Annotated in this window: 13 protein-coding genes; 10 read left to right on the top strand and 3 right to left on the bottom strand. The window is 58.3% G+C overall.

Features of this window, described 5'->3' with window-relative positions:
- The first annotated feature begins 44 nt into the window (after window positions 1-44).
- Entirely contained in the window at window positions 45-1,757 is a 1,713-nt protein-coding gene (locus tag EAH74_RS29155; RefSeq protein ID WP_140683448.1) for a cation:proton antiporter, read from the top strand.
- Here the strand turns inward: EAH74_RS29155 and EAH74_RS29150 are convergent.
- Window positions 1,754-2,962 carry an ammonium transporter gene (locus tag EAH74_RS29150; RefSeq protein WP_140683445.1) on the bottom strand — a complete coding sequence of 403 codons (1,209 nt, stop codon included), beginning with the start codon at window positions 2,960-2,962 and terminating at the stop codon, window positions 1,754-1,756. The genes EAH74_RS29155 and EAH74_RS29150 overlap by 4 nt on opposite strands.
- A 306-nt stretch (window positions 2,963-3,268) precedes the next feature.
- On the opposite strand from EAH74_RS29150, the gene EAH74_RS29145 reads away from it, so the two are divergent.
- From EAH74_RS29145 to EAH74_RS29105, 9 genes are all read left to right on the top strand, one after another.
- Window positions 3,269-3,583 (top strand): DUF883 family protein, encoded by a 315-nt coding sequence (locus tag EAH74_RS29145; protein ID WP_140683442.1) that lies wholly within the window; start codon window positions 3,269-3,271, stop codon window positions 3,581-3,583.
- A gap of 1 nt (window position 3,584) precedes the next feature.
- Window positions 3,585-3,974: a phage holin family protein gene (locus EAH74_RS29140; RefSeq protein WP_140683439.1), complete on the top strand. Its 390-nt coding sequence runs from the start codon at window positions 3,585-3,587 to the stop codon at window positions 3,972-3,974.
- A complete protein-coding gene (locus EAH74_RS29135; RefSeq protein ID WP_140683436.1) occupies window positions 3,971-4,312 on the top strand; it encodes a hypothetical protein in 342 nt (113 codons plus the stop codon). Before EAH74_RS29140 ends, EAH74_RS29135 begins: the two co-directional genes overlap by 4 nt.
- A 123-nt stretch (window positions 4,313-4,435) precedes the next feature.
- Window positions 4,436-5,599, top strand: coding sequence for an EAL domain-containing protein (locus tag EAH74_RS29130; protein ID WP_140683433.1), 1,164 nt, complete (start codon window positions 4,436-4,438; stop codon window positions 5,597-5,599).
- A 69-nt stretch (window positions 5,600-5,668) separates the two neighbouring features.
- Window positions 5,669-6,997 (top strand): deoxyguanosinetriphosphate triphosphohydrolase, encoded by a 1,329-nt coding sequence (locus EAH74_RS29125; RefSeq protein ID WP_140683430.1) that lies wholly within the window; start codon window positions 5,669-5,671, stop codon window positions 6,995-6,997.
- Window positions 6,998-7,180: 183 nt separating this feature from the next.
- Entirely contained in the window at window positions 7,181-7,573 is a 393-nt protein-coding gene (locus tag EAH74_RS29120; protein WP_140683427.1) for a response regulator, read from the top strand.
- 255 nt (window positions 7,574-7,828) lie between these two features.
- Window positions 7,829-8,455, top strand: a complete 627-nt coding sequence (locus EAH74_RS29115; RefSeq protein WP_046049241.1) for a response regulator transcription factor — start codon at window positions 7,829-7,831, stop codon at window positions 8,453-8,455.
- A gap of 8 nt (window positions 8,456-8,463) precedes the next feature.
- A complete protein-coding gene (locus EAH74_RS29110) occupies window positions 8,464-12,108 on the top strand; it encodes a transporter substrate-binding domain-containing protein (RefSeq protein WP_140683424.1) in 3,645 nt (1,214 codons plus the stop codon).
- 49 nt (window positions 12,109-12,157) lie between these two features.
- Window positions 12,158-15,103, top strand: coding sequence for an HD domain-containing phosphohydrolase (locus EAH74_RS29105; RefSeq protein WP_140683421.1), 2,946 nt, complete (start codon window positions 12,158-12,160; stop codon window positions 15,101-15,103).
- On the opposite strand, the gene EAH74_RS29100 is transcribed toward EAH74_RS29105, so the two are convergent.
- Together EAH74_RS29100 and EAH74_RS29095 are read right to left on the bottom strand one after the other, a co-directional pair.
- On the bottom strand, window positions 15,104-15,586 hold the full coding sequence (locus tag EAH74_RS29100) for a GAF domain-containing protein (protein ID WP_140683418.1): 483 nt from the start codon (window positions 15,584-15,586) through the stop codon (window positions 15,104-15,106).
- Window positions 15,583-16,473 carry an ATP-binding protein gene (locus tag EAH74_RS29095; protein WP_140683416.1) on the bottom strand — a complete coding sequence of 297 codons (891 nt, stop codon included), beginning with the start codon at window positions 16,471-16,473 and terminating at the stop codon, window positions 15,583-15,585. The genes EAH74_RS29100 and EAH74_RS29095 overlap by 4 nt, the downstream gene beginning before the upstream one ends.
- Between the last annotated feature and the right edge of the window lie 2 nt (window positions 16,474-16,475).

Raw genomic sequence — 16,475 nt, 5'->3', positions numbered from 1 at the left:
TTGCCTCTACGCTTGACTGGTCAGCGTCCATCCCGGAGTTTTTTGTGTTCGCCAACCTGTTGATCATCCTCGCCTCCTCCCTGGTGGTGATTGCACTGTTCCAGCGCCTGCGATTGCCGCCAGTACTGGGCTACCTGTGCGTGGGGCTGATGATCGGGCCGACCGCATTCAACTGGGTTAACGAAAACGAAGAGCTGCCGGACCTCGCCGAGTTAGGCGTGGTGTTCCTGCTGTTCTCCCTCGGGCTGGAATTTTCCCTGTCGAAGATGCTCGCGTTGCGACGAGTGGTGTTTGGGCTTGGCAGCCTACAGGTGCTGTGCTCCGGGATGCTGCTAGGGGGTTTACTGATGCTGCTCGGCATGCCGATCACGCCTGCGCTGTTACTCGGCGCCGGCCTGTCGCTGTCTTCCACGGCCATTGTCAGTAAAGAGCTGAGCAGTCTCGGCGAGATTTTCAGCAGTCACGGCCAGAATGCCATCGCCGTATTGCTGTTCCAGGACGTCGTGGCGGTATTGCTGCTGACCCTGGTGCCGGTGTTCGCTGGCAGCAGCGACCAGGCCTGGTATTGGGCGCTGCCACTGACGCTGGGTAAAACCGTCGTATTGTTCGTCGGTCTGCTGCTGGCCAGTCGCTGGGTACTGCCGCGGCTGTTCCATGAAGTGGCGGCTGCCCGTTCCCCGGAACTGTTCGTGCTACTGGCGCTGGTCATTGTTCTGCTGACAGCGTGGCTGACGCACCTGCTCGGTCTCTCCCCCGCTCTGGGTGCGTTTCTCGCCGGCATGCTGCTGGGGGAAAGCCACTACCGGCATCAGATCGAGGCCGACATCCGCCCGTTCCGCGACATCCTGCTCGGGCTGTTCTTCGTCAGTATCGGCATGCTGATCGACTTGCAGTTGTTCGCCAGCCACGGCCTGCTGATTCTCGGCCTGACCCTGGGGTTGTTGCTGCTGAAGGGCAGCGTCGTTGCGCTGCTGGTCAAATGGCGTGGCAGCGATGGCGAAACCGCCTGGCGCAGCGGCCTGGCATTGGCCCAGGGCGGCGAGTTCTGCTTTGCGCTGATGGCACAGATGCAGCAGAACAAACTGATGCCCGCGGATTTTGGCGGCCTGCTGCTGGCGGCGACCTTCTGTTCGATGCTAGTCACGCCGTTGTTGCTGCGCGCCGCGCCCCACATCGCCACACGCCTGCACCGCAAACCCAACGAAGAAGCAAAACTTGAAGAAATCAGCGCGCTCAATGCCGGGTTACACAACCATGTCGTTATATGTGGCTACGGTCGTGTAGGTCAGTCAATCGGACGCGCACTACGCAACGCGCAGCAACCCTACATCGCACTGGATACTGATCCGGTGCGTGTCCACGAAGCCGCCGATGGTGAAACCTGTGTGCATTATGGCGACTCACGTCGCGGTGAACTGCTGGTCGCGATAGGGCTGGAGCGCGCCAGGCTGTTGGTGATCGCCGTGGATCAGGCCGACATCGCGTTGCTGATCCTCAAGGAAGCACGGCGACTCAACGCGACCGTGCCGATTCTGGTGCGCACGCGCGACGACAGCCAACTGGCCGAGTTGAAGGCAGCCGGCGCCAGCGAAGTCGTGCCTGAACTGCTGGAGTCGAGCCTGATGCTCGCCTCCCACGCGCTGATCATGCTGGGATTACCCGCGCATCAGGTACAGGAGCGGGCCGACCAGATTCGGCACGACCGCTATCGTCTGCTGCACGGTTTCTATCCTGGCGCTGACGACGAAGAGACCTAGTCCTGGCTCACAGCGCCAATCTTGTGCACCGACAAGTCAGCGCCGTAATACTCTTCTTCCTGACTCAGGCGCAGACCATGGAACGCCTTGATCGTGCCATACACGGCAAAGCCACCCGCCAGCGCCACAACCACCCCCAACGCAGTGCCGATCAACTGGCTGATCAGACTCACGCCGCCCAGCCCACCCAGCGCGCTCTGGCCGAAAATGCCGCAGGCGATTCCGCCCCAGACGCCACACAAACCATGCAACGGCCAAACCCCCAGCACATCGTCGATGCGCCATTTGACTTGAGCCGCAGTGAAGCACCATACAAACAATGCGCCGGCGATGACGCCAGTGATCAGCGCGCCCACCGGATGCATCAGATCGGAACCGGCGCAGATCGCCACCAGCCCGGCCAGCGGGCCGTTATGCAGAAAGCCCGGGTCATTGCGCCCGACGATCAGCGCCGCCACGGTACCGCCGACCATGGCCATCAACGAGTTCACCGCCACCAGTCCGCTGACACCTTGCAAGGTTTGCGCGCTCATCACGTTGAAACCGAACCAGCCAACGATCAGGATCCACGACCCCAGCGCCAAAAAGGGAATGCTCGAGGGCGCGAACGCCACCAGTCGTCCTTCGCGATAACGACCATTGCGCGGCCCGAGCAACAACACCGCCGCCAGAGCCAGCCAACCGCCCATGGCGTGAACCACCACCGAGCCGGCGAAATCATGGAAACTGGCGCCAAAGTGCTCCAGCAACCAGGCTTGCAAGCCAAAGTTGCCGTTCCAGATCATGCCCTCGAAGAACGGATAGATGAACGCTACGATCAATGCCGTGGCGCACAACTGCGGAACGAACCGGGCACGCTCGGCGATGCCCCCGGAAATGATCGCGGGTATCGCCGCAGCAAAGGTCAGCAGGAAGAAAAACTTCACCAGCCCATAGCCATGATCAGCATTGATCACAGCCGCCGGTTGCATGAAGGTCACCCCATAGGAAATCCAATAGCCTATAAAGAAGTAGGCCAGGGTCGAAATGGCGAAGTCACTGAGAATCTTCGACAAGGCATTGACCTGGTTCTTTTGTCGAACCGTGCCGACTTCAAGAAAGGCAAAACCGGCGTGCATCGCCAGCACCATGACCGCGCCGATCAGAATGAACAACGTATTGGAGCTATGGACCAGACTGTCCACAGCGCTTTGCAGATTTTCCATGGGGTTGGCAGACCTGAAGGCTAAAAAAGCACCAAAGCAGTTCGCGCAGACAATTCATGCACCAAGTTGCACCTTGTCGGGATCAGCAGATAGCCCCCGATGAGCCGCTTTGGCGCACAAGGTTGGAACCTTTGCGCGAGTTTTCATTATTTGAGATAAGGTTTTGCTCGAATCCTGCCCAGCAACAGCGCAACGGCGCAGGCAGACGCACCACGACGTAGCAAAAGTTGTACCAGTCATTTGTACTGAACCTTCGCGCAAGGCTCATACTCGAACGCTTCAGAAGCCACTTACGGAGATCCACCCATGGCCAGCATCAAGGCAAAGACTGCTCAAGAAATCCTGATGAACGATTTTCAGACTCTGGTCAACGACACCGAACGGTTGCTGGAACACACTGCAACGTTGGCCGGCGATCAGGCTGACGAGCTGCGCGAGCAAATCCACGACAGTCTGCTGCGTGCGCGCGAAACCTTGAAATTGACCGAAGATTCCCTGCGCGAACGCAGCAAGGCTGCCGTTACCGCCACCGAAGACTATGTCCAGGCCAACCCATGGCAATCGGTCGGGATCGCGGCCGGCGTGGGTTTCCTGATTGGCTTGCTGGCCACTCGGCGCTGATATGGCGATCGGCGAATCCGGCTCGTCCGCGACGGGCCCAAGCTCCTCAACGCGGCGCCTGGGTGCTGCTTTTCTTGGACTGCTGCACAGCCATGTCGAACTGTTCGGCATCGAATTGCAGGAACAAAAAGCCCGCACGGTAAGCCTGTTGCTATTCGCAGGCCTGGCGCTGGTTTTTGCCTTGCTGTTGCTGGTGGGGTTGTCGACGCTGGTGTTGATCCTGTTTTGGGACACCTATCGCCTGGCGGCCATCATCGGGCTCTGTGTTTTCTACACACTCGCGGCCATTTTCTGTGCGATGCGCTTGAGAGCGGCGATTTACGATGAGTCCTCGCCCTTCCACGGCACCCTGGAAGAGTTGGCCAACGATCGGGAGCGTCTGCTGCCATGAGCCTGCCTGAACTGCCTCACAACAGCTCGCGCACCGAAATGCGCAAGGCGCTGATTCGCCTGCGCATGGAAATGCATCGTCAGGAAATCCGCCACGAATCCGCGCAACTGCTGCAACCCTTGCAGCGCGTGCGCGGGATGACGCAAAACCTGCAGGATGGCTTCGGCATCAAGCACGCTCCACTCTGGGGCGTGGCTGCCGTCACCTTGCTGGGCTTTCTGACGGGTAAGGGCGCCAAGAGCGGTGGCGTCAGCAGCCTCACTCGACTGGTTCGTCTGGGCGCCACGCTGGGGCCGTTGATCAAGCTGGTCATGCAAGGCTCTTCGCGTCACCACTAAGGCCGTTATCTGGCTGCATTCTTGCAACACCTGGATCGAACCTCTTTATCGAGGGGTTCAATCCTGTGTGCCTACCCGGTGAACAGGTTTTATCCAATAACAAGACCTGACCAAGGAGGCCTCGTGATCGACGGGCAACCGCTCGCCTGTTTTCAACCATTCATCGATACCGCCACCGGCCGTATCGCTGGCATCGAGGCCCTGGGTCGATTGCGCCAGGCTGACGGACAACTGGCTTCGGTGGGGCCGCTGTTCGCCGACCCGCGAACGCCCGCTATCGCGCTGCGTCGTCTGGATCGCCAGATCCGCGATAACGCGCTGAGCCGCCTGCATGAAGCGCCCCTGGACTGGTTTCTGAGCCTGAACATATCGCCACGCTGGATCAACCGCTTGCGGCCGGACCAGGCTCTACCGAGCCTCAAGCAATTGAGCAAGCACAACGTCGACCCGCAACGCATTGTCTTCGAGATCACCGAACTGGGGGGCGATATTCAGCGCCTGGCCGACGTTGTGGCGCGCTACCGACAGGCCGGCGCGCGGATCGCCATCGATGACTTCGGTGCCGGTTACTCTCAGCTTGATCGCGTGCTCGCGCTGCAACCGGACATTCTCAAGCTCGACATGCGCCTGTTCCAGGCTGCTGCGTTGGGTGGACCGAGCAGCGACGTGGTCAAGGCTCTGGCGCAAATGGCGGAGAAAACCGGTTGCTGGATCATCGCCGAAGGGGTGGAAACCGAAGCTCAACTGAGTTTTGCTTTGGAGTGCGGTTCGCGCTACGTTCAGGGTTTTCTGTTCGCCCGGGCACAAGCCGGTTTCTTTGCCTCGGACGCCTTTGTCGAGCGCTTCGCACAACTGCGTCAGCGTTATGTTCAGCAGAAGCTGGATGAGCGCGGTCGCCTGATGCTCATGCGCCAGCAACTCAGCGAGCTAATGACCATCCTGCAAGCATGGGCTCAGGCCCAAGCACCGCTCAGCGCCTTGCCACAACTGGATGCATTTCCCTGGCTGCTGCGCTTCTACCAATGCGACCGCCACGGCACGCAGCTGACGCCCAACCTTGAATGGCGCAACAACGGCTGGGAGGCCGACAATCGCTACCTGGGTCACAACTGGTCATGGCGTCCCTACTTCTATCATCTGCTGGCAGAGGGTTGGGATGAGCGCAGGTTGACGCTCTCCAATACTTACCGCGATGCAACCACCAACCAGTACTGCCTCACCGCCGGGCAATTTTTCGACCACGGCGAGCGACTGCTGCTCATCGATATCGACGCCGCCGGGCTGTAGTTCCGCTTGCAGGTCCGGACGCGAACCCGGAAGCTTAAGCAATCAAACACCTGACGGAGAGAACCCGCCTTGGATTGGCAAACCCTGCTTACCCGCGAACGCCTCGGAAAGCCTCTGCACAGCCCGGAAGAACTCGGCCGCAGTCCTTTCCACAAAGACCACGACCGGATCATTTTCTCGGGTGCGTTTCGCCGCCTCGGGCGTAAGACCCAGGTCCATCCGGTCACCAGCAACGATCATATCCACACGCGCCTGACCCACTCGCTGGAAGTCAGCTGCGTCGGCCGTTCGCTGGGCATGCGCGTTGGCGAAACCATCCGCAGCGCCCTGCCCGACTGGTGCGAGCCCAGCGACCTGGGCATGGTGGTGCAATCGGCTTGCCTGGCCCATGACATCGGCAATCCGCCCTTCGGCCATTCCGGCGAAGACGCAATTCGCCACTGGTTCCAGCAAGCCGCCGGTCGTGGCTGGCTGGATGCAATGAGCGAAGTCGAACGCAATGACTTCCTCAATTTCGAAGGCAATGCCCAAGGCTTCCGGGTACTCACCCAGCTGGAATATCACCAGTTCGACGGCGGCACCCGGCTGACCTACGCCACGCTGGGTACTTATCTGAAGTATCCATGGACGGCAAAACACGCGGATTCACTGGGCTACAAGAAACACAAGTTCGGCTGCTATCAGAGCGAATTACCGCTTCTGGAACAAATCGCCCATAAACTCGGCCTGCCACAACTCGAGGAACAACGTTGGGCGCGCCATCCGCTCGTGTATCTGATGGAGGCTGCCGATGACATCTGCTACGCGCTGATCGATCTGGAAGACGGTCTGGAAATGGAGTTGCTGGAGTACGCCGAAGTCGAGTCCCTGTTGCTGGACCTTGTGGGTGACGATTTGCCGGAAACCTATCGCCAGCTTGGTCCACTGGATTCGCGCCGGCGCAAACTGGCAATCCTGCGAGGCAAAGCCATTGAACACTTGACCAACGCCGCAGCCCGGGCCTTTGTCGAGCAACAGGACGCGTTGCTGGCTGGCACGCTGCCCGGTGATCTGGTGGAGCACATGCACGGCCCTGCCAAGCGTTGCGTCCTGAATGCGAAGGACATGGCGCGGAAAAAAATCTTCCAGGACAAGCGCAAGACCCTGCATGAAATCGGCGCCTATACCACGCTGGAAATCCTGCTCAATGCCTTCTGCGGCGCGGCACTGGAACAGCATAACGGTCGAACGCCGTCCTTCAAGAGTCGCCGAGTCCTCGACCTGTTGGGTAACAATGCGCCCGATTCTCACGGCCCATTGCACGCCTCGTTTCTACGGATGATTGATTTCATCGCCGGCATGACCGACAGCTATGCAAGCGAAATAGCGCTGGAGATGACCGGTCGTTCGAGCCACTGATGAGACCCAGGTGATCAACCATTACTCCGCCTGCAATGGTTGATTGACCTTTCAAAGCCCAAGTGCACTCAACGTTCGCCGAATCCCCCTACAACATGTGCTGAGCTAACTGATCGATTATTCGGTAACCTCGCGAAATAATCTCGCTTCCTTCAGCTCGACAGAAGAAGCGTGAATACTCCTATGTTCAAAGACGATCTGCGCATATTGATAGTGGAAGACCATCCCTTCCAACTCCGGGCGACTCAATACCTGCTTGAGAGTTACGGTTTCACCCAACTGACCACCACCGACAGTGCCGATGGCGCCTTGCAACAAATGCTCAAGGCTGTGCAACCGTTTGATATTCTTTTGTGCGATCAATGTCTGCCCGACCTCTGCGGGCTTGATCTGGTCGAATTCGCCAGCCACCGGGGGATGATCAGACAGGCGATACTGTTAAGCAGCCTGACATCCGTTGAACTGGATAAACTTGAAAAAAAGGCCAACGAACACGGACTGCCATTGTTGGGGTACTTGATCAAACCGCTGAAACAATCCGAATTTAGAAACTTGTTGACCTTGGCCTCATTGTAAAAAATCGCATAACAAGCGCACTAAAAATTCAACCCGAACATAACTCAAAACTTACAATTAAACACTTCCAACCTCTCGACTAACTATCAACAACCTTTACCCTTCTTCATAAAAAACCTAGTTGATACGTAGTCCTATTCCTCTTCAGCTGTAGGATTGTTCCTATATTGCCGCTGCAGGTCCGTCAGCTCATGCGTCGCCTCAACTATCTGAGCTAAGGTGCGCGCTTTATTAGAGCTCGTATGGGATTTGATTATGAACTCCGTTTTTATTGTCGACGATCACCCGGTCATCCGCCTTGCCGTCAGAATGTTACTTGAACATGAAGGTTACAAAGTCGTCGGCGAAACTGATAATGGGGTCGACGCCATGCAGATGGTTCGCGAATGCATGCCTGACCTGGTCATTCTCGACATCAGTATTCCCAAACTGGATGGGCTGGAAGTTCTCGCCCGTTTCAACGCAATGAGTACCCGCCTGAAAACATTGGTATTGACAGCACAGTGCCCGACACTTTTCGGTATTCGCTGCATGCAATCCGGCGCATCGGGATATGTGTGCAAACAGGAAGACCTGAGTGAGCTGGTCAGCGCTATAAAGGCCGTATTGTCAGGTTACAACTATTTCCCAAGTCAGGCCTTGAATCCTGTTCGCTGTGATGACGCACGTTTCGCCGACCTGGAACTGTTCAAGTCAGTCAATGACCGGGAACTGATGGTATTGCAACTCTTTGCCCAAGGACGCACCAACAAGGAAATTGCCAAAGGCATGTTTCTGAGCAACAAGACTGTCAGCACTTATAAAAAACGCCTCATGCAAAAACTCAAGGCCAAATCCCTGGTTGAACTCATCGATATGGCAAAACGTAACGCGTTAGTGTGAGGGACAGGATGCCCAGTCGTATAAAGGATTATTTGACACTCATGGCCGCAGGTTTATGCCTGAACACCTCAGTGGCCACGGCACAGACCGTCAGCGAGAACTACACCCTGATGAGTCGCTCGATGGCCGGACACCAGGAAGTCCAACTGGATAAATCACAACGACAATGGATTGAGAATAAACAGGAACTGATCCTTGGCACGTCAGCCCCGGACTACCCCCCTTTCGACCTGACCATCAGTGGTCACGACTACGAAGGTTTTACCGCCGATTACGCAGGTATCCTTGGCAAAACAACCGGTTTGCCCATCAAGGTTCTGCGCTTTGCGTCCCGCGAGGTCGCGATCGAGGCACTCGAAAACGGTGAGATCGATTTGCTGGGGACCGCCAATGGATTTGAAGCTCACAACGCTGACATCGTACTTTCCACTCCCTACGCCGTAGACCAGCCGGTTCTGGTGACACGCGAAGGTGAAACCAGATCCTTGACCGATGGCCTGGCCGGTCTACGGCTGAGCATGGTGTATCACTATTTGCCACTGGAGGAGGTCAAGGTAATGTATCCGGGGGCGATCATCACGTCCTTTCCGTCCTACCAGAATGCGATCAATGCCGTTGCCTTCGACCAGGCTGACGTTTTTCTGGGTGACACCATTTCTACCCATTACATGATCAACAAGGGGTATCTGAACAACATCCGCATGGCCAACTTCGGCAAACACGAAGCACACGGTTTCAGCTTTGCCGTGCACAAGGATAACCTGCAACTGCTCGGGATCATCAACGCAATGCTCATGGCCATCCCCTCCAGCGAACGAGACAACATTGCCAAGCGCTGGAGTGCCGGCAGTGACCTGCTGCTCACCGATCAAAAACTGCAGCTCACCCACAACGAGGAGCGCTGGCTGGCGCAAAACCCGGTAGTGCGTGTGGTGGTCAATGAGGCTTTTGCGCCGCTGTCGTTTTTCGACAGTGATGGCAACTTTCGTGGGGTTACCGCGGACTTGCTAGAGCTGATCAGATTGCGCACCGGCATGCGCTTCGACATCCGTCGCAGCCGCAGTGATGACGAGATGATCGAGCAGATCAGTGACAACAAGGCCGACTTGATCGCCGCCCTGCTCCCCAGCGCCCAACGTGAAACGACGTTGAACTTCACCCGCCCCTACCTGCAAAACTCCTTTGTCCTGTTGACTCGCAAAGCCGCCGACAGCCCGGCAAGCCTTGCGCAGTTGCAGGACAAACGCCTGGCAATCGCCCAAGGCAATCCCCTGGTGGATTACCTGCGCAGCGAGTTCCCGCGGATCAGGCTGATTGAAACCCCGGACACGTTCAGCGCCGTGGAGTTGCTGGCCGAGGGCAAGGCAGAAGGTGCGGTGAACTCACTGGTGATTGCCAACTACTTCATCTCATCGCAGCTCTTCGAGCACACCCTTCAAATCAGTACCACCATCGGCACCCGGCAGGCCGCGTTCTCCCTGGCCACAGGCCGAGATGCCAAAGAACTGAACGCCATCCTCAACAAGGCACTGCTGAGTATTGCGCCGGAAGAACTGGGCATCATAAACAGCCGCTGGCGCGGCTATTCGGCGTCCTCGCAAAGTACCTGGCGCAACTATCACCGTCTGTTCTACCAAATCGTTATCGGTGCCGGGGTGCTGCTGCTGATTTCCATTGCCTGGAACGCTTACATGCGTCGCCAGATAAAGCAGCGTCAGGCGGCCGAGCGAGCGTTGAACGATCAACTCGAATTCATGCGATCACTGGTCAACGGGACGCCTCATCCCATCTACGTGCGCGATCGCCAGGGACTGCTGCAAAGCTGCAACGACAGTTACCTGGAAGCCTTCTGCGCGAGACGTGAAGACGTCATCGGCAAAGGCGTCATGCAAGCCAACATGAGCAATGCGTTCGAAGCCCGGGAATATCAGGCCGATTACCAGCGCGTCGTGGCCGAGGGCATACCGCTGATTCTCGATCGTGCGCTGCACATCGGCGACCGCAGACTGACGATTTACCACTGGATTCTTCCCTACCGTGATTCGAGCGGTGAAGTACAAGGCATCATTGGCGGCTGGATCGACATCAGCGAACGGCGGCAACTGTTCGATGATCTGCGCTATGCCAAAGAACGTGCCGATGAAGCCAACCGAGCCAAAACCACTTTTCTGGCGACCATGAGCCATGAGATCCGCACCCCAATGAATGCGGTCATCGGCATGCTCGAGCTCACGCTGAAACGCATCGATCATGAGCACCCGGATCGCCCGGCCATCGATGTGGCGTACAACTCGGCGAAGGACCTGCTGGAGCTGATCGGGGACATCCTCGACATTGCACGGATTGAATCCGGACGGCTGAGCCTGAGCCCGGAACGGGTCAATCCAAGTGAAATCGTGGCCTCGGTGGTACGGGTCTTCGATGGACTGGCGCGCCAGAAAAGTCTCCGGCTGCTGCTGGAATTTCGCCCTGCCAATCCGGGGTTTGATGTCCTGTTGGACCCGATGCGCTTCAAGCAGGTGCTGTCCAACCTGGTGAGCAACGCCATCAAGTTTACGGAGCACGGCCAAATCAGAATCATCGTCGACCTGCAGCCAACCGCCGAGCCTGAGCGGGTCCGGATGCTGTTGCAGGTTCACGACAGCGGCATAGGGATCAGTGAACAGGATCAGCGGCGGTTGTTCGAACCTTTCGCTCAGGCTGATCACTCCGGGCAGTCAGCCAGAGGCGGTGCGGGGCTTGGGCTGGTGATCAGCCGCAGCCTGTGCGAAATGATGGGCGGCAGCCTGAAATTCAGCAGCCAGCCGGGTGTCGGCACTCACGTCGAGGTGTCATTGCACCTGGCAACATTGCCACTCGTACAGATGCCGGAGACTGCTGAAGCGCAAATCCGCACCACGACGACCCCCTTGAATGTTCTGGTGGTCGACGATCACCCCGCCAATCGCTTGCTCATGTGCCAGCAACTGGAGTTTCTGGGTCACCGATTCAGCGTCGCGCCGGATGGCCAGGCGGGGTTTCAGGCATGGGAAGTCGAGCCGTTCGATCTGGTGATTGTCGATTGCAATATGCCGATCATGAACGGATACGAACTGACCCGCGCCATCCGCCGACATGAACAACAAACGCACCGCCCGCCCTGTACCGTGCTGGGTTTTACCGCCAACGCACAACCGGAAGAAATACAACGCTGCAAACAAGCCGGGATGGACGACTGCCTGTTCAAGCCCCTTACCCTGACAGCCTTGAGTCAGTGGGTTGAAGGTATCAGGCCAACCGTCCGCGATCCCGCGTTCAGCCTGCAAGGACTGCGTCTTTTGACCGGCGGAGATCCGGTATTGGACCAGCGACTGTTGACCGAACTGTTGAACAGCAACCGTCTGGACCGACAAGAACTGCTGGCGCTGTCCCCCTCCAAAGAACCTCAGCCATTTCTCGACGTCGCCCACAAAATCAAGGGCGCCGCCCGAATCGTCCAGGCGTCCCGGGTGATCGACAGCTGCGAGGCGCTGGAAAAGGCCTGCCATGAAGTGTTTCATCACGACGAAGTGGCCGATTGCAGCAAGGCTATAGAGCGCGCCATGCTCGAACTGGAGCAAGCATTGCAGCAACAGATCGGCCAAAACGACAAAAGCAGAATGACAGAGCCTTAACTATGCTTGGACGCTGAGCAGTGCGTTAACCATCATGGAGAGACCTGCAATGCCCAGCCCACTGCGCCCGGATCAACGGCGGTTTCCCCTGCACGTCCATATCAGCGTGATGTTCACTTTCCTGCTGTTGCTGACTGGCGTGGTGCTGGGCCTTTTCAACTACCAGCAAACCACGCAGATCATTCTTTCCAGCAGTGAAAAGCTCTTCAACCGCATCGAACAGGACATCCGTCTCGACCTGCACGCCACCTATGAGCCGATTCGCCATCTGCTGACCCTGCTGGCGGAATACCCGGCGACCCAGGCACCTGACCTTGCGCAACGCCTGGCGCTGCTCAAACCCTTCAGCCAGTCGCTGAAGGACAATCCCGACCTGGCCTCGCTGTATCTGGGCTATGGCAACGGCGATTTCTTCATGGTTCGCCCCTTGCGAACCCCCGACCTGAAAACGCTCCTCAAGGCACCGGATACTGCGGCTTATCAGGTATGGAGCATTGAGCGAACAGGCAACAGCGGTCAGGTCCGCTCCCAATCATTGTTTTTCGATCAGGATCTGGCCCTCATCAGCCGCCAGGACAACCCCGACGAAACCTACGATCCGCGAACCCGCGCCTGGTATGACAACGCCCGCAGCGACAGCGATCAGATCACTACCGAACCCTACATTTTTTTCTCCACCCACAATGTCGGCACTACCCTTGCCCGGCGCAGCGGCGAACAGGCCGTCATGGGTGCCGACCTGACCCTGGCGGAACTCTCCGCAACCCTGGCCAAACATGTCGTGACTCCCAGTACCGAAATAGTGCTATTCGATGCTGAAGGGAATGCCCTCGCGTATCCCGACAGCAGCAAACTGATCATCGACGATCAGACTGCTCGCCTGATCAAAGCCGCCGACCTGAGCCCCAGCCTCGGCGCATTGCTCAACAATCCCCCCGCAGGTAATCGCCTGGATGTCGCCGGTCGTCAATGGATCGTTGCCCGCAGCCGCATGCAAGAGGGCGGCCCCCAGGGACTGCAACTGGCGCTGCTGGTGCCGGAAGATGAGTTACTCGTCGATGCCTACCGCATGCGCTGGCAAGGCGCGCTGATTACCCTGGCCACGCTGTTGCTGTGCCTGCCGCTGGGCTGGCTGACCTCGCGGATTCTGGTTAAACCCCTGCGCGCGCTGGTGCGGGAGGCTGATGCGGTTCGCAGTTTTGACTTCAACTTTCCGGCTTCACGTCGCTCTCCCGTGCTCGAAGTCGACCAACTGAGTGTGTCGATGACTCGCATGAAAGAGACCCTGGCGAGTTTTTTCCAGATTACCGACAGCCTGAGCGCCGAGACTCGCTTTGCCCCCTTGCTGGAACGGGTGTTGTTTGAAACCGTGAAAATCGGCCAGGCCCAGGCCGGTCTGATCTACCTGCGCGAAAGTGATGGCGATCGAATGGAGCCCCATGGTCTGGTCGTCAACGGCACCTCTCAGGCATTGCCGTCATTTGATCTTCGAGGACACGATCTCCAGGCTCCGCAAAGCCCTGCATGGCTACAACAGCTGTCGAATGCCGACAACATCGTCACCACGCTGGGTTTTGAACAGGCCGGGGATTTGCAGAAGGTGTTGCTTGCGCTGGAGTGTCCCCGCGTTCACCTGATCGGTATTCGGCTGCACAATCGTCATAACGAAACCGTGGGCCTGCTGATCCTGCTGTTGGCCGATACCGGCAATCAGTGCGATCTGGAGAAACTTCGTCCGGACCGCATCGCGTTCCTCCAGGCCGTGTCCGGCGCGGCCGCCGTGAGTATTGAAAGTCAGCGTCTGCAAGCCAAACAAAAACAACTGCTGGATTCCTTCATTCAACTACTGGCGGGTGCGATTGACGCCAAAAGCCCCTATACCGGCGGTCACTGCCAGCGAGTGCCAGCGCTGACCCTGATGCTCGCCCAAGCGGCCGCTGCCAGCCAGGACCCGGCCTTCAGTGGCTATCAACCCACCGAAGATGAATGGGAAGCGCTGCACATCGCCGCCTGGCTGCACGACTGCGGCAAGGTCACCACTCCGGAATATGTGGTCGATAAAGCCACGAAGCTGGAAACCCTTAACGACCGTATTCACGAAATCCGCACCCGCTTCGAAGTGCTCAAGCGCGATGCCTGGATCAGCTATTGGCAAGCCACGGCCCTGGGCGGTAACGAGCAGCACCTGGCCGGACTGCGCAACGCCACGCTAGCTGGGCTGGACCATGATTTCGCGTTCGTTGCCCGCTGCAACCTGGGTGGCGAGGCGATGGCCGAGTCCGACCAGCAACGCCTGCGCAGCATCGCCCAACGCACCTGGATCCGAACCCTGGATGACCGACTGGGCGTTTCCTGGGAAGAGAACCGGCGTCAGGCCAGGACCCCTGCACCGACTCTGCCGGTCAGCGAGCCATTGCTGGCGGACAAACCCGAGCACCTGTTCGAACGGGCCGAAGCCGAACTGATTCCGGAGGATAATCCCTGGGGGTTCAAACTCGATGTTCCGCGCTACAAATACAACCGGGGCGAGCTCTACAACCTGAGCGTTGCCCGAGGCACCCTGACCCGCGAGGAGCGCTACATCATCAATCACCACATGGTGCAGACGATTCTGATGCTCAGCCACCTGCCCTTCCCCGGCCACCTCACCAACGTCGCGGAGATCGCCGGCGGCCACCACGAGAAAATGGACGGCACCGGGTATCCCAAACAGTTGAAGCGCGAAGAAATGAGCCTGCCGGCGCGGATGATGGCGATTGCCGATATTTTCGAAGCACTGACCGCCGCCGATCGCCCCTACAAGAAAGCCAAGTCGTTGAGCGAAGCGCTGGGCATCATGGCCACGATGTGCCGGGATGCCCACATCGATCCTGAGTTGTTCGGGCTGTTCATCAACGCGCAAATCTACTTGCAGTACGCCGATCGATTCCTCGATCCCAAACAGATCGATGCGGTTGATCCGGCAAGCCTGCTGGTCAAGGCAGGCCTGGCATGATCAGCAGTCGGTCAGGCGCAGGAAAATCGCCGCCAATTGCTCGATACCGGCCTGATCCTCAGCGGTAAAACGCGCCAGTTTCGGGCTATCGAGGTCCAGCACGCCGATCAGGCGACCGTCCTTGACCAGTGGCACGACCAGCTCGCTGTTCGACGCACTGTCGCAAGCGATGTGCCCGGGGAACGCGTGCACGTCCTCGACCAACTGGGTCTGCAAGGTGGCCGCCGCCGCTCCGCACACGCCCCGGCCAAACGGAATCCGCACGCAGGCGATTTGTCCCTGAAACGGGCCAAGCACCAGCTCTTCGTTGCGATTGAGGTAGAACCCGGCCCAGTTCAGGTCATCGAGCTGGTTGAACAGGAACGCAGAAAACTGCGCGGCGTTGGCAATGAAATCCCGCTCGTCCGCCAGCAATGACTCCAATTGCGCCCACAACATGCCGTAACCTTCGAGGCCCTGGCCGCTCTTCTCTAAATCAATCATGCCTTGTGCTCCAACAGCTTCAGCCCGACCCAATAGCGGGCAAATTGATACGCGCAACGTCCGTTGCGATTACCGCGGCCCGTGGCCCAGCGTACCGCGAGGATGTCCAGTTCTTCGTCTCGCTGCCACTTAAGGCCCGCCTTGTCGGCCAGTTGACCGATCCAGTGTTCGACGACGTTGAGGAAGTGTTCCTGGGTAAACGGATAGAACGACAGCCACAATCCAAAGCGATCCGACAGCGCAATCTTGTCTTCCACCGCCTCGCTGGGATGGAGTTCGCCGTCCACGCGTTTCCAGTTTTCGTTATCGCTTTCCTTTTCCGGCACCAGGTGGCGGCGGTTGGACGTGGCGTACAGCAAAACGTTATCCGGAGCCTGTTCGAGAGAGCCGTCGAGCACGCTCTTGAGCACGCGATAGTCACCCTCGCCCGACTCGAACGACAGGTCATCGCAGAACAGCACGAAACGCTGGGGCAACTTGGCGATCTGTTCGACAATACGCGGCAAGTCCGCCAGGTGATCGCGCTCGATTTCGATCAAGCGCAAACCGGCTTCGGCGTGTTCGGCCAGCAAGGCGCGAACCAGCGACGATTTACCGGTACCACGCGAGCCCCAGAGCAGCGCGTGGTTGGCCGGCATGCCGTCGAGGAACTGTAGGGTATTACGCCCCAGTTGCTCCACTTGACGGTCGACACCGATCAGGTCGGTCAAACGCGTGTCGAGGCTGACTTGCAGCGGCAACAGAAAACCGCTGCGGCCCTCACGTTGCCAGCGCGCGGCGAGGCAGTGAGTCCAGTCAATGGTTTGCCGAGGTGCTGGCAGCAGCGGTTCGATACGGGCCAGAACGGCATCGGCGCGTTCAAGAAAAGCATTCAATCGGGAATCCACGT

Source organism: Pseudomonas mandelii, assembly GCF_006438925.1.
Taxonomy (GTDB): domain Bacteria; phylum Pseudomonadota; class Gammaproteobacteria; order Pseudomonadales; family Pseudomonadaceae; genus Aquipseudomonas; species Aquipseudomonas mandelii_C.
Note: the sequence above shows the minus strand (reverse complement) of the source record. Positions and strands in the feature narration are given on the sequence as shown.